Genomic DNA, 15607 nt, shown 5'->3' with positions numbered 1-15607 from the left:
CTGAATTCACGCTGCCGGTTAAGCGCGTGCTACTTCCCCAGGAACGTCTCCAGCGTCTTCTCCAGGTTCTCGCCCCGCAGCTGGGCGCCGCTGGCGACGATCTTGCCGTCGGGTCCGACGAGCAGGGGCTTGGGGATGCCCTTCACGCCGTAGGCGTCGGCCACGGGGTTCTGGAAGCCGCCCTCGATGAAGGCGTGCTTCCAGGGCATGGGTGTGGCGGCCTGCTTCCGGAAGGGCGCGATGTGCTCGACGCGGCGGTCGAAGGAGAGCGAGAGGATCTCGAAGGGCTTCGTCTTGAACCTGGCCCAGGCGGCGTGCATGGAGGGCATCTCGGCGCGGCAGGGCGGGCACCAGGTGGCCCAGAAGTCGATGAGCACGTACTTGCCCTTGAAGGTGTCCAGCGTGTAGGTGGTCGTCGGATCGCCCAGGGCCTGGAGGTGGAAGGCCGGCGCCGGGCGCCCCAGGCCGGTCTTCAGCTCGCCCTCGAGGATGCCCTGGGCCTGCTTGGCCTGGCGGCTGCCGGCGAAGTCCTTCTGCAGGGTCTCGTAGGCGGGCTTCCAGGCGGCCTCGTCCTTGGCGTCCAGGCGCTCCCAGAAGTGCTCGAAGAGCAGGGTGCGCCGGAGGTCCGCGTCGGCGTGCTTCGTCCGGGCCTCGGCCACGTAGGCGTCCCAGCCCTTGGGGTCAGCTTCGGCGCGGGCGGTGAGCAGGCCCGGGTCCAGGCTCCAGGCGGCGGCGGTGGGCGGCACCTCCTGCTTCAGCTGGGCCAGGAAGGCCGGGGCAGGCTCGGCCTTGGCCAGCTGGAGGTGGAACAGCTTGCTCACCAGCAGGGCCTGGCGCAGCTCCGGGGCTTTTTCGACCGCCAGGCGCGCGTCCAGGTCCGCCAGCTCCTTGGCGCAGTCGCCACGGAAGTCCTTGGTGTTGCCCCCGGCCTTCATGAAGGCGGCCCGGGCCTCCATCACGGCCTTGGCCTTCGCCTTGGCCGCCTCGATCACGGCCTGGGGGGCCGGGGCAGGGGCGGGAGCCTGCAGGGCAGGCAGGGCCGTCATGAGGCAGATCAGGGGCAAGGGCATGGATCCTCCGGCGGGGCGGGCAGCCTCGCCGGACAGGTTACCTCAATAGATGAGGTCAGGGCTGGGCAGGTTTGGCGGGTTCGGCCAGGGCGGGTGCCGGGGTTGGCGCCGGGGCTGGCGCCGGGGCGGGCGTCCGCTCCCGCAGGGCCCGCATCACGGCCTGGCCCACGAAGCCGTCATGGTAGCCGATGTGCAGTTCGGCCAGCTTCCCCTGGCGGTCCACCACGAACAGCACGGGCACGGAATAGACCATGTCCATGAAGTTGGACGGACCCTCCTTGCCGAGGCCCGGCGTGAAGACGGGCATGTGGCTGCTCTCGAAGAACTGGCGGTTCCGGTTCATGAACTTGTGGATGGCCCGCCAGCCGCCCTCAATGCCGCTGTCCTGCTGGTTCTCATCGAAATTGATCGCCAGGATCTCGAAACCGTACTGACCCTTCTTGGGATAGAGGCTGGCGAATTCCTGGAGCATCTTGGCGGAGGGATCGCAGTTCTTGCTCCAGAGGCCCACCAGCACCACCTTGCCCTTGAGGCTGGCGATGGAGATGCCCTTGCTCTTCTCGTCGTAGGCGGTGAAGGCGGAGACATCCTTCCGGGCCGCCGGAGGGAAGAACTGATCCCCACGCTGGGAGTAGCGGACCGCGGAGGCGTCCGCCCCGTTGGGACCGTACTGGCTCTTGTCGTTCAATTCCGTCTTTTCCTGCATGATCCTCGGGCAGGTGGGGTCGCTGGGGCTGTTGGCGTTGTTGAAGATGCCCTGGGCCCCCAGGGCGAGGCCGGAGAGGGCCAGGAGAAGGCTGCACAGCGGAGGACGCGACACGGGACACCTCTCGGTGGGGATTGCCCACCACCCTATCGGAAGCTCCGCACCAGGTCGAGGCCCAGCTCCGTCCGGCTGAGGTACCAGGTGAGGGCCTGGCCATCCACCACGCGCACCTCCGCGTCCGGGAAGCGCCGCTGCAGCTCGGCCTGATGGCGCCGGTTGAAGCGGTAGGGCTCGGTGGGGAGGAGGATCAGCTCGGGCGAGAGGGCCGCCAGATCGTCGTCGGTCAGCGTCGGGTAGCGGTCCGGGCCGAGGGGCGTCAGGCCCCCCGTCCGGAGGAGATCGCCCACGTAGGTGTCGGGCCCGGCGCTCATCCAGGGATCCTTCCAGATGAGGGCGAGGGTGCGGGGACCCTTGCGGCGGCGTCCCTTCAGGGTGGCCTCCAGCGCCGAGGCGCGGGATTCAGCGACCTCGACGGCGCCGAGGCGCTCCCCCAGCTGGCGCAAGGCGCGCACGCAGTCCTTCACCGTCCGGATCTCCAGGGCCAGCCAGGGGATGTCCAGGGCCGTGAGGGCGTCGGCCACCTCCTTCGGGTTCTCGTCGCGCTCGAGGATCACCAGGTCCGGCGCCAGGTCGCGGATGCGGTCCAGGTCCGGGTTCTTGGTGCCGCCCACGGCCGGCACCGTGTTTCGGATCCACCGCGGCTCGATGCAGTACCGCGTGCGCCCCGCCAGCCGCGCCGCCAGGCCCCACTGGACGAGCAGCTCCGTGACCGACGGGACGAGGCTGACGATGCGCTGGGGGCCTGACAGGCTCCGGGGGGACCGCCTGCTCGCCTCGCTCGCGATGTCCCCCCGGGGCCCCGCAGGATCTTCAGGCAGAGCCTGATGATCCTGCCTGGCGCCTCTTGATCGGGGCAGGGGCACCGCAGGGCGCAGCGCGCTCGGCCCAGGATCTACCGTCAGCCTCACCCCCAGGTGCGGATCCTTGATCTGCCCCAGCCCCGTGGGGCAGAGGTCCAGCAACGGGCAGGCGGCACAGGCGGGGCGGCGGGCGTCGCAGGTGCGGCGGCCGTGGAAGATGAGCTGGTGGTGCAGCTCGATCCAGTCCTCCCGGGGGAAGAGGCGGCAGAGGTCCGCCTCCACCTTCTCGGGGGTCGCGGCCTTCGAGAGGCCCAGGCGGCGCCCCACGCGGAAGATGTGGGTGTCCACGGCCAGGGCCGGCACGCCGAAGGCGTTGGCCAGGACGACATTGGCGGTCTTCTGGCCCACGCCGGGCAGGGCGCCCAGCTCCGCCGGGTCCGAAGGCACGCATCCGCCGTGCTTCGCCATCAGCGCCTGTCCGAGTCCGATGAGGTTCTTCGCCTTGTTGCGGAAGAAGCCCGTGGACTTGATGAGGGCTTCCAGTTCCTCCGTGCGGGCCGCCGCCAGGCTGGCCGCATTGGGGTAGCGGGCGAAGAGGGCTGGCGTGGTGAGGTTCACCCGGGCGTCCGTGCACTGGGCGCTGAGGATGGTGGCCACCACCAGCTGGAAGGGGTCCCGGTGGTCCAGGGCGCAGCGAGCGTCTGGGTAGGCGGCGCGCAGCCGGGCCTGGATCTCGCGGAGCTGAGGCTTGGAGGAGCGCATGGGACCAGGATAGGGTGCCCGGCCCGCCGGGTGGATAAACTGGAAGGCGAGGTGCCGCATGCCCACCACGCTCACGGGGAAGCTCGACTGCCAGGAGACCGCCCGGCACTACCTGGACCTGGTGCGCTTGAACGTGAAGAAGCTCGGCTTCTCCCCGGGCCTCGGCGTGATCCTCGGGAGCAGCGACCCCGGCAGCGTCACCTACCAGCGCTGGCTCATGAAGGACTGCGAGGACCTGGGCATCAACGCCGCCGACCTGCGCGTGGAGAACGGCATGCAGCTCGTGAAGCTCATCGCCCGCCTCAACCAGGACGACAAGACCCACGGCGTGTTCATCTTCTATCCCCTGCGCTACCCCGAGATCAAGGATGACGAGGTCATGGACCTGGTGGATCCGGGCAAGGACATCGAGGGCCTCCACGCCATCAACATCGGGTTCCTGACCAAGTACCGGAAGCGCCTGGACGACGGCTCCCAGCACCGCTGCATGACGCCCTGCACCGCCCGGGCCATCGTGAAGACGCTCAAGCGGGGCTTCGGCGACGGCTGGATGGCGGGGAAGACCGTCCTCGTCATCAACGACAGCCTCCGCATCGGCCGGCCCCTCACGGCCATGGTGGCCAACCTCAAGGGCACGCCCATCCTCTGCCACGCCGCCACCAACCCCACGCACCTGGAGGGCTTCGTCCGCATGGCCGACGTCATCGTGAGCGCCGTTCCAGCCCCCGGATACCAGATCCGCACGGACTGGATCAAGGACGGCGCCCTCTGCTTCGACCTCAGCGGTGACGGCAATTTCGACTACGAGGCCCTGGAGCGCCGCGGCATTCTCTACACCGACACCACGAAGAACAGCGTGGGCAAGGTCACCCGCGCCATGGCCCTGCTGAACCTCACCTACGCGGCGGGCGTGGAGTAGGCCTCCGCCGAGCCCCCCCTACATTGGCCCGACGTTCCCGAGGTTCCCATGCGCCCCGCCGCCGGTCTCCTGGCCTGTCTCAGCCCCTTTCTCCCGGCCCTGGCCCAGCCTGCGCCGGCCGGTCCGGGCACCCTGGTGGCACCTCCCGCCGCGACTTCGGACCCGGTGCCCTACGACTTCCAGCGTCTGGTGGTCCGGAAACGGGCTGATTCGCCCCCGTACCCTCCCCTGGCCCGCTTTGCGAACCTGGAAGGTGAGGTTCTGCTGCGGCTGACCATCTCGCGCTCCGGTTGGGTGGAGCGGGCCGAGGCCCTGGAGGGCCCCAGGCTGCTTCGCGAGGCCGCGGCGGCCTATCTGCAAGCCTGGACCTTCCAGCCCGTCGTCATCGACGGGACACCCCTGCGGGTGCGATGTGACCTGCGGGTACCCTTCCACCTCGACGCTGCGCCAGGCGCGCCCCACCCCTCGGCGCCGCCATCCAAGGTGGTGGTGGAGGTGGCGCAGAACTCGACGGACGGACCGGCCGTTCTCGAGGCCGACCGGCTGGAGGCCGAGCTCGGACGCTTCTTGGACCGGAGCGGCCTGACCCGGGTCGCGCCCTTGGAGGCGGGACCGCAGGACGCCTTCCACCTCGGGCTGCAGATCCAGGTCGTCCGGGCGGAGGGCCTGGCCATCTGTCAGGTCCGAGCGCGTTGCTCGCTCTGGGAGGACCGGGACCTGACCGAGAACGTGGCCGGAAAACCGCCCCGCATCGCCTTCTTCAACCGGGTGGCTGGGCAGAAGGGCGATGCTGGCCTCCAGGATCTGGTCGCCGGTGTGCTCAGGCAGGGCCTGGACGAGGTCTTGGCGCCTCCGGCCCCGATTCGGGAGATCAGGCCGGCCGCGAAACCATCGGCGCCCGCTCCCGCCTCCACCGCGCCCGCACAAAAGGCCGGGGGCGTGGTGGACTTCGACTTCAGCCAGATCCGCGTAAAGCGCCAGCCGCCCGCGCCGCCGTATCCGCCCGCGGCAAAGCTGGCCCGCGTTCAGGGCACGGTGGTCCTGGACCTGATCATCGATCCGCAGGGTGAGCCCGTCCAGGCCGAGGCGAGGGAAGGGCCGGTACCCCTGCTGTTCACCGCCATCAGCTATTCCCTGGCCTGGCGGTTCGAGCCGGCCAAGCTCAACGGGGTGCCGCAGTATGCGCGGTTCCGCCTGACGATGCCTTTCCGGCTCCGCTGAAGGCCGGGTCGGCGCTCAGAATCGGCAGGTGAGGGCCAGCCCCAGGGCGCTCCGCCGGCGGGGCGTGATCCCGTCGGTGAAGGGGCGTTCCAGGTGCTCGCCTTCGAGGCTGAGGGCCCAGGACGGGTGGAAGGCCCAGCCCACACGGAGGCGGGGGCCGAGGAAGGCGCCCTCGCCGGGCGGCACCTCCACGATGGCACCGAATCCCACGAACAGCGCGTTGGCGGTGGCGTTGGCGTCCATGACGAACCGCAGGCTGGTGTCGCCGTCGTCCCAGTGCCGGGCCCCGAGGCCGACGCCCAGGTGGAGGTGCGCGAAATCGCCCTGGTCCCGCACCTGGAGGTCAGTGATGGGAACGGTGAACTCCGCGGCGGTGGCCTTGGGCTGGCGGACCACCGACACCATGGCCGTCTGGGCCCCCAGGGGGAGGGCGGAAAGGATGAGCAGGGGGATCCAGAGGCGCATGTCCCGGTTACTGCCGGGCGCGCGGGCGGTTTATCGGGTCCGCCATTCCTCCGCCAGCATCCCGTACACCGCATGATCCACGTAGCGGCCCACAAGGCGCTCGGCCTGGCGCAGGGTGCCCTCGTGGCGGAAGCCCAGGCGCTCGGGAATGGCGCGGCTGCGGCGGTTGCGGATGCCGGCGCGGATCTCCACTCGGTTGAGCTTGAGGGCGTAGAAGCCGTGGCGGGCCAGGGCCGACACGGCGGCGGTCATCAGGCCGTGGCCCTCGGCCTCCCGCGCCAGCCAGTAGCCGATGCCTCCGCTGCGGTTGGCCGGATCGAGCCACACGAAACCCGCCACGCCCACCAGGTCGCCCTTCCACCAGAGGCCGAAGGGCAGGGCCATGCCCGCGCGCGCCTGGGCCCGCACCCTCAGGATGTAGGCGCGGGAATCCTGCACGCTGCGGTTGTCGTCGGGCCAGGGCAGCCAGTGGCGCAGGCGGTCCCGGTTGGCGTCCACGAGCGCGAACAGGGGGCGGGCGTCGCGCAGGCAGAGGGGGCGCAGTTCCAGGGCGCGCCCGGCCTTGATCGCCTCCGGCATCGCGACCCTCACTTGCCGGCGGGATCGAGCTGCGCCGCGGCGCGGCCAGCCCTCCACAGGACCAGCAGCTCATCGAGCAGGGCGCCGAACTGCTCGAGGCGCATGGCGTTCGGGCCGTCGCTGAAGGCCTTCTCGGGGCAGTCGTGCACCTCGAAAAAGAAGCCGTCCACGGCCGTGGCCGCGGCCCGCGCCAGGGTGGGGATCATCTCCCGGGCGCCGCCGGTGGCCTTGCCCAGGGCGCCGGGCTTCTGCACGCTGTGGGTGGCGTCGAAGATCACGGGGCAGCCCGTCTTGCGCAGGTGGGGGAAGCTCTGGAAGTCCACCACCAGGTTGCCGTAACCGAAGCTGGAGCCGCGCTCGGTCACCCACACGGGGCCGTGGCCGGGCACGGACTTCAGCTTCTCCACGCCGTGCTGGAGGTCCCAGGGGGCGAGGAACTGGCCCTTCTTCAGGTTCACGGTGCGGCCCGTTGCCGCGGCGGCCAGCAGCAGGTCCGTCTGGCGGCAGAGGAAGGCGGGGATCTGGAGGACGTCCACGGCCTGGGCCGCGGGGCCGCACTGGCTGCTCTCGTGGACGTCCGTGAGCACGGGCACGCCGTAGCGGCTGCGGATCTCCGCCAGGATGTCCAGGCCTTCCTCCATGCCCGGCCCCCGGTGGCTGTCGCGGCTGGTGCGATTGGCCTTGTCGAAGCTGGACTTGTAGATGAAGGGGATGCCCCGGGCCTCGGCCAGGTCGCGCAGGCTCGACGCCATCAGGTGGGCATGCTCCCGGCTCTCGATGACGCAGGGCCCCGCGATCAGGAAGAAGCTCTGGCCGGTGAAGGGTCGGGCGAAGTCCATGTGCACCTCTGCCTGCATTTTACCTCGACCCGGGCCATTTACGGGTTGTCATCCGTATTGCCGAACCTTCTAGCACAGTGTTCAATGATTCTCATCAACCCCATTCCCGGAGTCCAGCATGGCGAAGACGTTGATGGAAGACGATCTGAACCGGCGCCTGGTGGCCCTGCTCCAGCAGGAAGGCCGCATGAGCCACGCGGAGCTGGCGGAGCGGCTCGGCGTGAGCCGCCCCACCATCATCGACCGCGTGAAGCGCCTGGAAGCCGACGGCATCCTGGCGGGCTACGCGGCCCGCGTGGCCCCGGCGGCCGTGAACAAGCCCAATGTGGCCTTCGTGGCGGTGCGCTACAAGGACAACAACGAGGCCATCGAGCAGCGCTTCATCAAGGCGCTTGAGGACGAGCCGGACATCCTGGAGGCCCACACGGTGGCCGGCGAGGACGCCCTCATGCTGAAGGTGGTGGCGGACACCCCCGCGGGCATCGCCGAGCGCCTGCGCCGCATCCGCGCGCTGGGTCCCATGGTGACCACGCGCACCACCATCGTGCTGGAGACCCACTGGGAAAAGGCCGGTCCGAGCCCCTTCCCGGCAGGCGACGCCGCCGGGAAGAAGGCCAAGAAGTGATCGCGCGAACCCCCGAGCCGCCCTACCTCGCCGTCATCTTCACCAGCCAGCGCACCCCGGGCGACCAGGGCTACGAGGCCATGGCCGACCGCATGGTGGAGCTGGCCCGCTCGCAGCCCGGCTTCCTCGGCGTGGAGAGTGCCCGGGACGCCGAGGGCTTTGGCATCACCGTGTCCTACTGGAAGGACGAGGCCTCCATCGCCGCGTGGAAGGCGCACGCGGAGCATGCCGCGGCCCAGCGCCTGGGCCGGGAGCGGTGGTACGGATCCTTCCACCTGCGGGTCTGCCGCGTGGAGCGCGCAGCGGGCATGGGCACACCCTGATGCTCGCCTGGCTCGCCTACCTCACCGTGGCCGTGGTGTGGGGCTCCACCTACTTCGCCATCGCCCTGGGCCTGGAATCCTTCACGCCCTACGGCCTGGTGGCGGCGCGCTTCTCCCTCGCCTCGGTGCTGGCCCTGGCGGCGGGACGGCTGCGGCGGGAGCCCTGGCCGCCTGCCCGGGAAGTGGGCCACCTCATGATCGTGGGGGCCCTCCTGCTGGGAGGTGCCAACGCGCTGGTCTCCTGGGCCGAGCTGCACGTCTCCTCGGGCCTGGCGGCGGTGCTGGCGGCCCTGGTGCCCCTGTGGCTGGCGGTCTTCTCCATGGCGAAGCAGCCGCTGGGCCCCAAGGGGTGGATGGGCCTCCTGCTGGGGCTGGCCGGCGTCTGCGTACTGGTGTGGCCTTCGGGCGGCACGCGCGTTCACATGGGCGGGCTGGCGGCCCTGGTGGCGGCGCCCATCATCTGGTCCTGGGGCACGTTGCACGGCAAGCACTTCGTCCACGGCGGCGGGCTGCTCACCAACGTGGGCATCCAGATGGCCACCGCCGCGGCCATCGGGCTCACGGTCGCGCCCCTCGCGGGCGGGTTCCTGCGGGGACCGCTCACCCACAGGGCCGTGGGGGCCACGGTCTACCTGGCCCTGTTCGGCTCCATGCTGGCCTTCTCCGCCTACGTCTACCTGGCCAAGGCCTGGCCGCCGGCGAAGATGGGCACCTATGCCTACCTGAACCCGGTGGTGGCCGTGCTGCTGGGGGGCCTCATCCTCCACGAGCCCTTCGGCCCGCGCCAGGTCCTGGGCATGGCGGTCATCCTGGGAGCGGTGGCGCTGGTGCAGCTGCGGCCGGCGACTCCCGGGGCCGCGAAGGGCTGAGGGGGCGGGGAAAGCCGGGAATGGCCTCGAGGTCGTGGAAGAGCCTCCCTTCGATCTTCCGGAGGGAGGCCTGGAGCTGGCGCTCCCGCTTCGCCTGCTCGGCCGGAGCCAGGGCCCCCAGCTCCCGGAGGGCCCGCAGCACGTAGTAGGTCTCCTCCCAGTGGGGCTTCCCGGCGTCATGCGGCGGGGCTCTCCTTCAGCAGCTTCCAGGCGACCGCGGCCAGGACCAGCACCGCGATCCCCGCCAACCAGGGCATCCAGGGCCGGGCGCGCTCGTCGGCGCCGACGCGGCGGGGAAGGCCCTGGGGATCGGGCTCGCTGGCGCCGAGGGTCAGGGCGGCGGCGGCGGTCAGGACCTGGAGGGAGGGCAGGGCGCCCAGGCTGCCAGGCGCGGGTTTGGCCTCCCCCCCCAGGTGGAGGACGTAGGCCTGTCCCGCCTCCACGGGGAAGATCAGGGTCTGCCGCCGCACCAGGGCGCGCACCTGCTGGGGCGTGGCGCCGTCGGGCAGCGTCAGGGTGAGCGTCTTCGCCAGCGTCGGCGCGAGGGCGATGCGGCTGGAGCGCGTGCCCAGCGCCGGGAGGTTCCAGACGAGGTCACCGCCGGTCCAGGTCTGAGCCATCGTCTGGGCCATGCCGGGCCGCTCCGCCTCGACCCGCTCTCCCACCCGGACTTCCGGCGCGAGGGGCGCGGCCGGCGGCGCCAGCACCAGATCGAGCCCCACGATGCGCTCCGTGTCGGGCAGCGTCAGCCGCCAGGTTCGCGGCCGGCCCGGCTCCGGGGCGAGGGTGCCCTCGAGGGCCAGCTCCGCTTCCAGGGCCTCGGGCCGGGTCTCCGCCCGCACCGCGAGGCCGCGGATGCGCGGAGCTTCCCCCTGCGAGGCCACCAGCACCAGGCGGTAGCGCTGGCCGTCCCAGGGGAGGTGGAGGGTGTGCCGGCGCCCCGAGGGCGACAGGTCGTAGAGGTGCATGGCTGCGGGGGCATCGTAGGTGATGAAGCCGCGGCCGTCGCCCTCGTCCTCGCGTCGCCGTTCGGCCTTCACCTGAGCCACCCAGGGGGCGCGTCCGTCGAGGTCGAAGTCGAGCTCCAGCGTCTCCCGCTCGCCCACCCGCCAGCCCTCGGGAAGCTTCAGCGAGAACTCGGCCGTGGGCCGGCCCTCGGCGTCCCGCCCGGTCAGCAGGCGATCCAGGGCCAGGGTGCGCGATTCCCAGAGACCCTCGCGGGCCACCAGGAAGGGAACGCTCCGCCCCTCCGCATCGCCGATCCAGGCACCCTTCATCTGACGCTGGGCATCCGCGTCCAGTGGCAGGCGCGCCCACCCGCTGGCGGCCGGCGCCAGGATGGGTCGCCGGCGCAGGGCTGCGGCGTCCTCGCGGGCGCAGGCGAGGCCGAGCAGGAGGAGGCCCAGGGGAGCGATCAGTCGGATGGAGGTCATGCGTTCCCCTCGGGATGATGCCGGTGGGCGAGGATGGCGGCCGCCATGCCGATGGCCCCCACGCCGAGGAAGGCCAGGGCGCGCAGGGGGGTGTCGGCGCGGTCGAGGTCCGACACGATGAGCTTGAAGCTGGCGATCCCCATCCAGGCATAGCCGGCGGCGAGCAGGGCGCGGCGGGCCGCCTCGCGCTGGCCCAGCCCCCGCATCCACTGCCAGGCGCCGGACAGGGCCCACACCAACGTCATGGCGATGGAGGCGGCGCGGGAGGGGCCCCAGGCGGCCGGGGGGGGGGTCTGGAGCCACTGCACCAGCCGGGCCGCTTCGAAGGCCAGGGTCACGTTGGCCGTCACCTCCAGGGCGAGGAACGAGACCACGCCCAGGGGGCCGCCGCGCCGTGTGAGCAGGAACCAGGCGGCGGAGGCCAGGGCTCCTTCGACGAAGGAGGCATGAAGGAAGGGCACCGTCCCGCTGCCGTGGAAGAAGAGGCTGTCCAGGCCGTGGAAGGCCCAGCGGAGCGTGGTGAGCAGCGCCATGCCCGCCGCCAGCCAGCGCAGGGCGGTGGCCTCCTGCGTGAACTCCCCCTCCTCGGCCTTCCGGGAGGCCCAGGCCAGGCCCAGGGCGAAGACGCCCCAGAGGGGGCCGACCCAGCGCCAGGCCAGGGCCACGGGCACCGCCAGGGCGAGATGCCCCGTGGCCAGGGCCAGCAGGCCCCAGTCCGCGTGGCGGCCGCCCAGGCGGCGGCGCAGCGGCTTCACGAGAGCCAGGTTCAGGGCGGCGAGGCCGAGAACCGGTCCCGCGAAGGCTTCGGGCGCGAGGTCCAGGCGCTTCCACACCAGGCCGCCGTACGTGGTGGCCAGGATCGAGGCGACCAGCCAGAGCACGGTCGGCGTGCCCGGTTTCTCCTCCCGTCCTGGTAGCCAGGCCCAACCTCCGGCCAGGGCCAGGTGGAGGGCCAGCAGGCCCGCCAGGGCCGGGGCGTCGGCCTTCAGCACCTCGGTGCAGGCCGGGAGCAGCAGGAGCCAGGTGCCGATGAGCGCGGTCCAGCGGGCGCCGTGCCAGGCCTCCCCGGTCCTGGCGAGGTAGGGCACCGCCAGCGCCGCGGCCATGAGCACGGCCAGGTAGATGGCCAGGGCCACCTCGTGGTGGCCGCCCTGGCTGAAGACCAGCGGCGCGGCGAGGCCGGAGACCAGGGCCACGGTCAGGGCGCCGCCGCTGCGGCCCCGGGCCGCCAGACCGCCGGCCACCAACGTGACCAGGGCCGCCGCCACCAGGCCCAGGGTGGCGGGGTAGAAGTGGTAGGCCATGGCCCCGGCCCGGAAGGTGAACTGCAGGGTGCCCAGGCCCGCCAGGAGCAGGGCCACGCCCAGGCGGCGTCCCTCACCGAAGATGAGCTTCCCCGCGGTGCCGGCGATGGCGGCGCCGACCAGCAGCCCCAGGGCGAAGCGCAGCTCGGCCCCGAGCCAGCCCTGCTGGATGGCCCAGTGGAAGAAGAAGACGGCCCCCACGAGGAAGAGGGAAGCCGCCGCACCGGCGATCCAGACCACCGGAGAAAGCGGCTTCCGGGGCGCGGCGGCAGGTGCTTTGCGGGCCCTGGGCGCGGTGGGCGGAGGCACGGGCGCCTGCTGGCGCTGGAGGAGCCAGGCCACCTGGGCCTCCAGGCGGGCCACCCGCTCGGTGAGATCCGGGGAGGCGGACTGATCCTGCGGAAGCTCGGCCATGAGGTCTCCATACGGAAGCGTATGGAATCATGGGATGGCGGTTCCGGCCCTGTCAAGCGGCCTGGTCTTCCCGGCAGGTCAGCCGATGACGCGGTCCCGGCCCTCGGCCTTGGCCCGGTAGAGGGCCTTGTCGGCCCGGGCCAGCAGGCGCTCCAGGCTGTCCGCGGGGCCTTCCCAGGTGGCCAGGCCGACGCTCAACGTCACGCGGTCGTTCTTGGGAAGTCCCGGCAGGGGCTCGAGGGCCACCTGCTCGCGGAGCCGCTCCGCCAGGGCGCGGATGCCCTCCAGCTCGGTCTGGGGCCCATAGGCCAGGAACTCCTCGCCGCCGATGCGGCCCAGCTGGTCCACCTTGCGCAGGGCGAAGGACATCCGCTGGGCCATGACGCTGAGCACCTGATCGCCGGTGGCGTGGCCGAAGCGGTCGTTCACGGCCTTGAAGTGGTCCAGGTCGATGAGCATCAGCGACAGGCTCTGTCCGAACCGCCCGCACTGATCCACCTCGATCTTGAGCATGTCGAGGATGTGGCGCCGGTTGAACAGGCCCGTCAGCGGGTCGCGGATGGCCTGGTGGTAGAGGCGGAGGCGGGAGTCCTCCAGGGTGAGGAGGCGGCCCAGCTCCTCGTTGGCGATCTCGAACAGCCGCTCATATTCCTCGACGGAGCGGCGTTCGGCGAAGAAGCCCAGGGCGCCCACGGCCGGGTAGCCGGGCATGAGGGCGGGCAGCACGCGCATCACCGGATCCCGGAGGGTGCGCCGCCGTTCGTCGCCGTCATCCACGGGGTGCCATCGGCACTCGGTCGGAACCCCGGCGGGCGAGAACTGGAGGAGGGCGGTCTCGAGGGCCCGGCGGTCCTCCTCGCTGGCCGAGGTGCCGTGGGCCCCGTGGCAGACGGTGCCTTCTTCGCCCATGTAGGACACCAGGATGGCTCCCGGCAGCACGAGCTCCTGGAGGATCTCGATGAACCCGCGGATGAGCCGCAGGGTGTCGTGCTCCACGGTGTAGAGGCGGGAGATGGAGTCGCGCAGCGCCGTCTCCACCACGCGCTGCTCCAGGGCCATGGCCAGGCGGCGCTGGATGGCGTCCACGCCGAAGTTCTCCTGGGCGAGCCGGGGGGTGCCGGGAAGGGGCCGCAGCCGGTCGGTCTGCTCCACCAGGGAGGTGGCCGCCTCCACCACATGGTCGAGGTCCCGCCCCTTCACCAGGAAGCGGTCCGCCCCGCAGGTCTTGGCCCAGAAGCGCGCCAGGCCCACGCCCTGGGCCGTCAGCAGGAGCACGGGCAGGTTGCGCGTGGCCCGGTCGTCCTTCAGCAGGCGGCAGAGCTGGTAGCCGTCCAGCAGGGGCATGACGCAGTCGCTCACCACCACGTCCGGGCATTCCGTGGCGAGGACGATGAGTGCCTCGGCGCCGTTCTTGGCCTCGAGGGTGGTGTGTCCGTGCCGCTGGAAGAGGTGATGCAGGAGGCTCAGCTGAATGGGATTGTCGTCCACCAGGAGTACCTGGAGGGTCTTGGTGGCCTTGGCTGCGGCAATCGTCATGGGTCCAGCGTCAGGTGGAGGAGGAAAGCCGGATGAGGGGGGAGGTGGGAACCCTCCCGGGGCCAGACATGGGATGCTGGACGGGGAGGCTGCCCCATGATGGCCACCGTCGGGTGGAAAGAACAGAGAAAGGTGAGTCCGTGGATGCACCCCTGATCCTGGCCCTGAGCCGGACGTGGCTCCGGGAACGGGGGGAGCTGCCTGTGGAGGCCGTCTGGGCCTCGAACCGGGCCCTGGGCCTGCGCTGGGCGGGACGGAAGGCCGCCGAGGGCTGGGTGCTGCTGCTCCAGCCCAGGCCCGAGCTCTGGCTGCTGGACTCGGCCCATCCCGCCTGGGCGCGCCTCCAGGCCGAGGCCCCGAAGGACAGCGGGAAGCTCTGGGGCCCCTGGCTCCAGGGGGCGAGGCTGAAGGCCGTGGAGGGGGACCCGCGGGAGCGCTGGCTGGGCCTCGTCTTCCAGCGCCGGGCCATCACGGGCCGCCTGGAGACCGTGCGCCTGGCCTTCCAGGCCATCCCCGGCCGGGCCGGCATCCGGGCGGATGGTCTGGATACCCAGATGCCCCGCCTGGGCTTGGGCTCGCCCTTCCCTGCCGCGGCGCCGGAGCCGCAGGAGGACCCGCCCCCCCTCCGTCGCTGGCGAGACCGGTGGGGCGCGGACCTGGAGCGGGCCCTGGCGGGGGAGATCCCCGAAGTCCTGGAGGGCGAAGGGGGCCTGCTGGACCGGCATCACGCCTGGTCCGCGGCCCGGGCCGAGGAACTGATCCTGGCCCCGGCCCAGGCGGCGGTCGAGCGGAAGCGCCAGGCGGAGGTCGCGCGTATGGCGCGGCTGGCCCAGGCCCTGGCCCGGGACCGGACGAAGCACGAGGCGGTGCTGCCTCTCAAGGTCCAGGCCCAGCGTCTGGCGGCGGAGCTGTACCGCCTCAAGGGGGCCACGGGGGAGGCCGTGCTGCTGGATGGGACGCGCGTGCCCCTGCCGGAAGGGCGCCTCGCCGAGGATGCCGCCCAGGCCTGGTTCGCCGCGGCCAAGAAGGCCGAGCGGGGCCTGGCCCGGGTGCGGGAACTGGAGGCAGAGCTCGCCCGCGAGCGGTCGGCCTGGGCGGAGCGGATGGAGTCCGAGGCCGCGGGCCTTGCGCCGGAGCCGCCTTCCACGCGACAACGGAGCGGCAAGGACGCGGCGAAAGGCCAGGGGACGAAGCGGATGGGCGCACCGGAGACGAAACGAAAGGACGGCAAGGGCGCGGCCTTCCGCAGCGTCATGGTGGACGGCTTCGAGGTGCTCATCGGCAAGGGCGATGCGGAGAACGACCAGCTCACCTTCAAGGTGGCCGACAACACGGACTTTTGGCTGCACGTGGCCAGCGTGCCCGGCAGCCACGTGGTCATCCGCAATCCCGACAAGCTGAGCGAGCTGCCGCGCCACGTGCTGGAGCGGGCCGCCGAGCTGGCCGCCTACCACAGCAAGGCCCGCGACGGCGGCAAGGTGGAGGTCCACCTCGCCCGCATCGCCGACATCAGCAAGCCCCGCGGCTTCGCGCCGGGCAAGGTGATCCTGAAAAAGTGGGTGGGGATCCGCGTCTATCCCAAACCCTGAGGTCCCAAGCCGTGAAGGTTCAGCCTGTGGAGG

At 71.6% G+C, this 15607-nt stretch carries 15 protein-coding genes; 6 read left to right on the top strand and 9 right to left on the bottom strand.

Translation table 11 applies throughout. From position 1 onward, the window contains the following. Positions 1-29 precede the first annotated feature (29 nt). From MLJ35_RS07925 to nth, 3 genes are read right to left on the bottom strand one after another with little or no spacing between them, the layout of a single operon-like run. Positions 30-1070, bottom strand: a complete 1041-nt coding sequence (locus MLJ35_RS07925) for a TlpA family protein disulfide reductase (RefSeq protein WP_243383873.1) — start codon at positions 1068-1070, stop codon at positions 30-32. A gap of 55 nt (positions 1071-1125) precedes the next feature. Further along, a complete protein-coding gene (locus MLJ35_RS07920) occupies positions 1126-1890 on the bottom strand; it encodes a TlpA disulfide reductase family protein (RefSeq protein WP_243383872.1) in 765 nt (254 codons plus the stop codon). Positions 1891-1922: 32 nt separating this feature from the next. Then, positions 1923-3458 carry an endonuclease III gene (gene nth / locus MLJ35_RS07915; protein WP_243383871.1) on the bottom strand — a complete coding sequence of 512 codons (1536 nt, stop codon included), beginning with the start codon at positions 3456-3458 and terminating at the stop codon, positions 1923-1925. Between the two features lie 58 nt (positions 3459-3516). Here nth and MLJ35_RS07910 point away from each other — a divergent pair, with 58 nt between their 5' ends. After that, positions 3517-4377 (top strand): bifunctional 5,10-methylenetetrahydrofolate dehydrogenase/5,10-methenyltetrahydrofolate cyclohydrolase, encoded by an 861-nt coding sequence (locus MLJ35_RS07910; RefSeq protein WP_243322735.1) that lies wholly within the window; start codon positions 3517-3519, stop codon positions 4375-4377. 48 nt (positions 4378-4425) lie between these two features. Next, positions 4426-5598: an energy transducer TonB gene (locus MLJ35_RS07905; RefSeq protein ID WP_243383870.1), complete on the top strand. Its 1173-nt coding sequence runs from the start codon at positions 4426-4428 to the stop codon at positions 5596-5598. Positions 5599-5613: 15 nt separating this feature from the next. Here MLJ35_RS07905 and MLJ35_RS07900 read toward each other — a convergent pair whose 3' ends face one another. Genes MLJ35_RS07900 through kdsA form a run of 3 tightly spaced genes read right to left on the bottom strand, consistent with a single transcriptional unit; the run spans position 5614 to position 7481 of the window. Beyond that, positions 5614-6063 (bottom strand): hypothetical protein, encoded by a 450-nt coding sequence (locus MLJ35_RS07900; RefSeq protein WP_243322739.1) that lies wholly within the window; start codon positions 6061-6063, stop codon positions 5614-5616. A 30-nt stretch (positions 6064-6093) separates the two neighbouring features. Further along, positions 6094-6642, bottom strand: coding sequence for a GNAT family N-acetyltransferase (locus MLJ35_RS07895; protein ID WP_243322741.1), 549 nt, complete (start codon positions 6640-6642; stop codon positions 6094-6096). Positions 6643-6650: 8 nt separating this feature from the next. Next, the gene (gene kdsA, locus MLJ35_RS07890; protein WP_243322743.1) at positions 6651-7481 is read right to left on the bottom strand and encodes a 3-deoxy-8-phosphooctulonate synthase; all 831 of its coding nucleotides are present in this window, start codon (positions 7479-7481) and stop codon (positions 6651-6653) included. A gap of 118 nt (positions 7482-7599) precedes the next feature. On the opposite strand from kdsA, the gene MLJ35_RS07885 reads away from it, so the two are divergent. The 3 genes from MLJ35_RS07885 to MLJ35_RS07875 are packed head-to-tail and all read left to right on the top strand — an operon-like array spanning position 7600 to position 9298. Then, positions 7600-8106 carry an Lrp/AsnC family transcriptional regulator gene (locus tag MLJ35_RS07885; protein WP_243287242.1) on the top strand — a complete coding sequence of 169 codons (507 nt, stop codon included), beginning with the start codon at positions 7600-7602 and terminating at the stop codon, positions 8104-8106. Next, entirely contained in the window at positions 8103-8429 is a 327-nt protein-coding gene (locus tag MLJ35_RS07880; RefSeq protein ID WP_243383869.1) for an antibiotic biosynthesis monooxygenase family protein, read from the top strand. The genes MLJ35_RS07885 and MLJ35_RS07880 overlap by 4 nt, the downstream gene beginning before the upstream one ends. Next, positions 8429-9298, top strand: coding sequence for an EamA family transporter (locus MLJ35_RS07875; protein WP_243383868.1), 870 nt, complete (start codon positions 8429-8431; stop codon positions 9296-9298). Before MLJ35_RS07880 ends, MLJ35_RS07875 begins: the two co-directional genes overlap by 1 nt. Before the next feature lie 176 nt (positions 9299-9474). On the opposite strand, the gene MLJ35_RS07870 is transcribed toward MLJ35_RS07875, so the two are convergent. The 3 genes from MLJ35_RS07870 to MLJ35_RS07860 all read right to left on the bottom strand — a co-directional run bounded on the left by MLJ35_RS07870 (position 9475) and on the right by MLJ35_RS07860 (position 13985). Beyond that, complete coding sequence (locus tag MLJ35_RS07870) at positions 9475-10731, bottom strand: hypothetical protein (RefSeq protein ID WP_243384100.1); 1257 nt, start codon at positions 10729-10731, stop codon at positions 9475-9477. Then, positions 10728-12449: a DUF2339 domain-containing protein gene (locus MLJ35_RS07865; protein WP_275976447.1), complete on the bottom strand. Its 1722-nt coding sequence runs from the start codon at positions 12447-12449 to the stop codon at positions 10728-10730. Before MLJ35_RS07865 ends, MLJ35_RS07870 begins: the two co-directional genes overlap by 4 nt. Positions 12450-12527: 78 nt before the next feature. Beyond that, positions 12528-13985, bottom strand: coding sequence for a GGDEF domain-containing response regulator (locus MLJ35_RS07860; RefSeq protein ID WP_275976446.1), 1458 nt, complete (start codon positions 13983-13985; stop codon positions 12528-12530). Between the two features lie 140 nt (positions 13986-14125). Here MLJ35_RS07860 and MLJ35_RS16125 point away from each other — a divergent pair, with 140 nt between their 5' ends. Then, positions 14126-15574 carry an NFACT RNA binding domain-containing protein gene (locus MLJ35_RS16125; protein WP_338028449.1) on the top strand — a complete coding sequence of 483 codons (1449 nt, stop codon included), beginning with the start codon at positions 14126-14128 and terminating at the stop codon, positions 15572-15574. The last annotated feature ends 33 nt before the right edge of the window (positions 15575-15607 follow it).

Origin of the sequence: Geothrix alkalitolerans (assembly GCF_022808885.1) — a bacterium.
GTDB classification, from domain to species: domain Bacteria; phylum Acidobacteriota; class Holophagae; order Holophagales; family Holophagaceae; genus Geothrix; species Geothrix alkalitolerans.
This window is presented reverse-complemented; position numbering and strand designations above follow the sequence as displayed.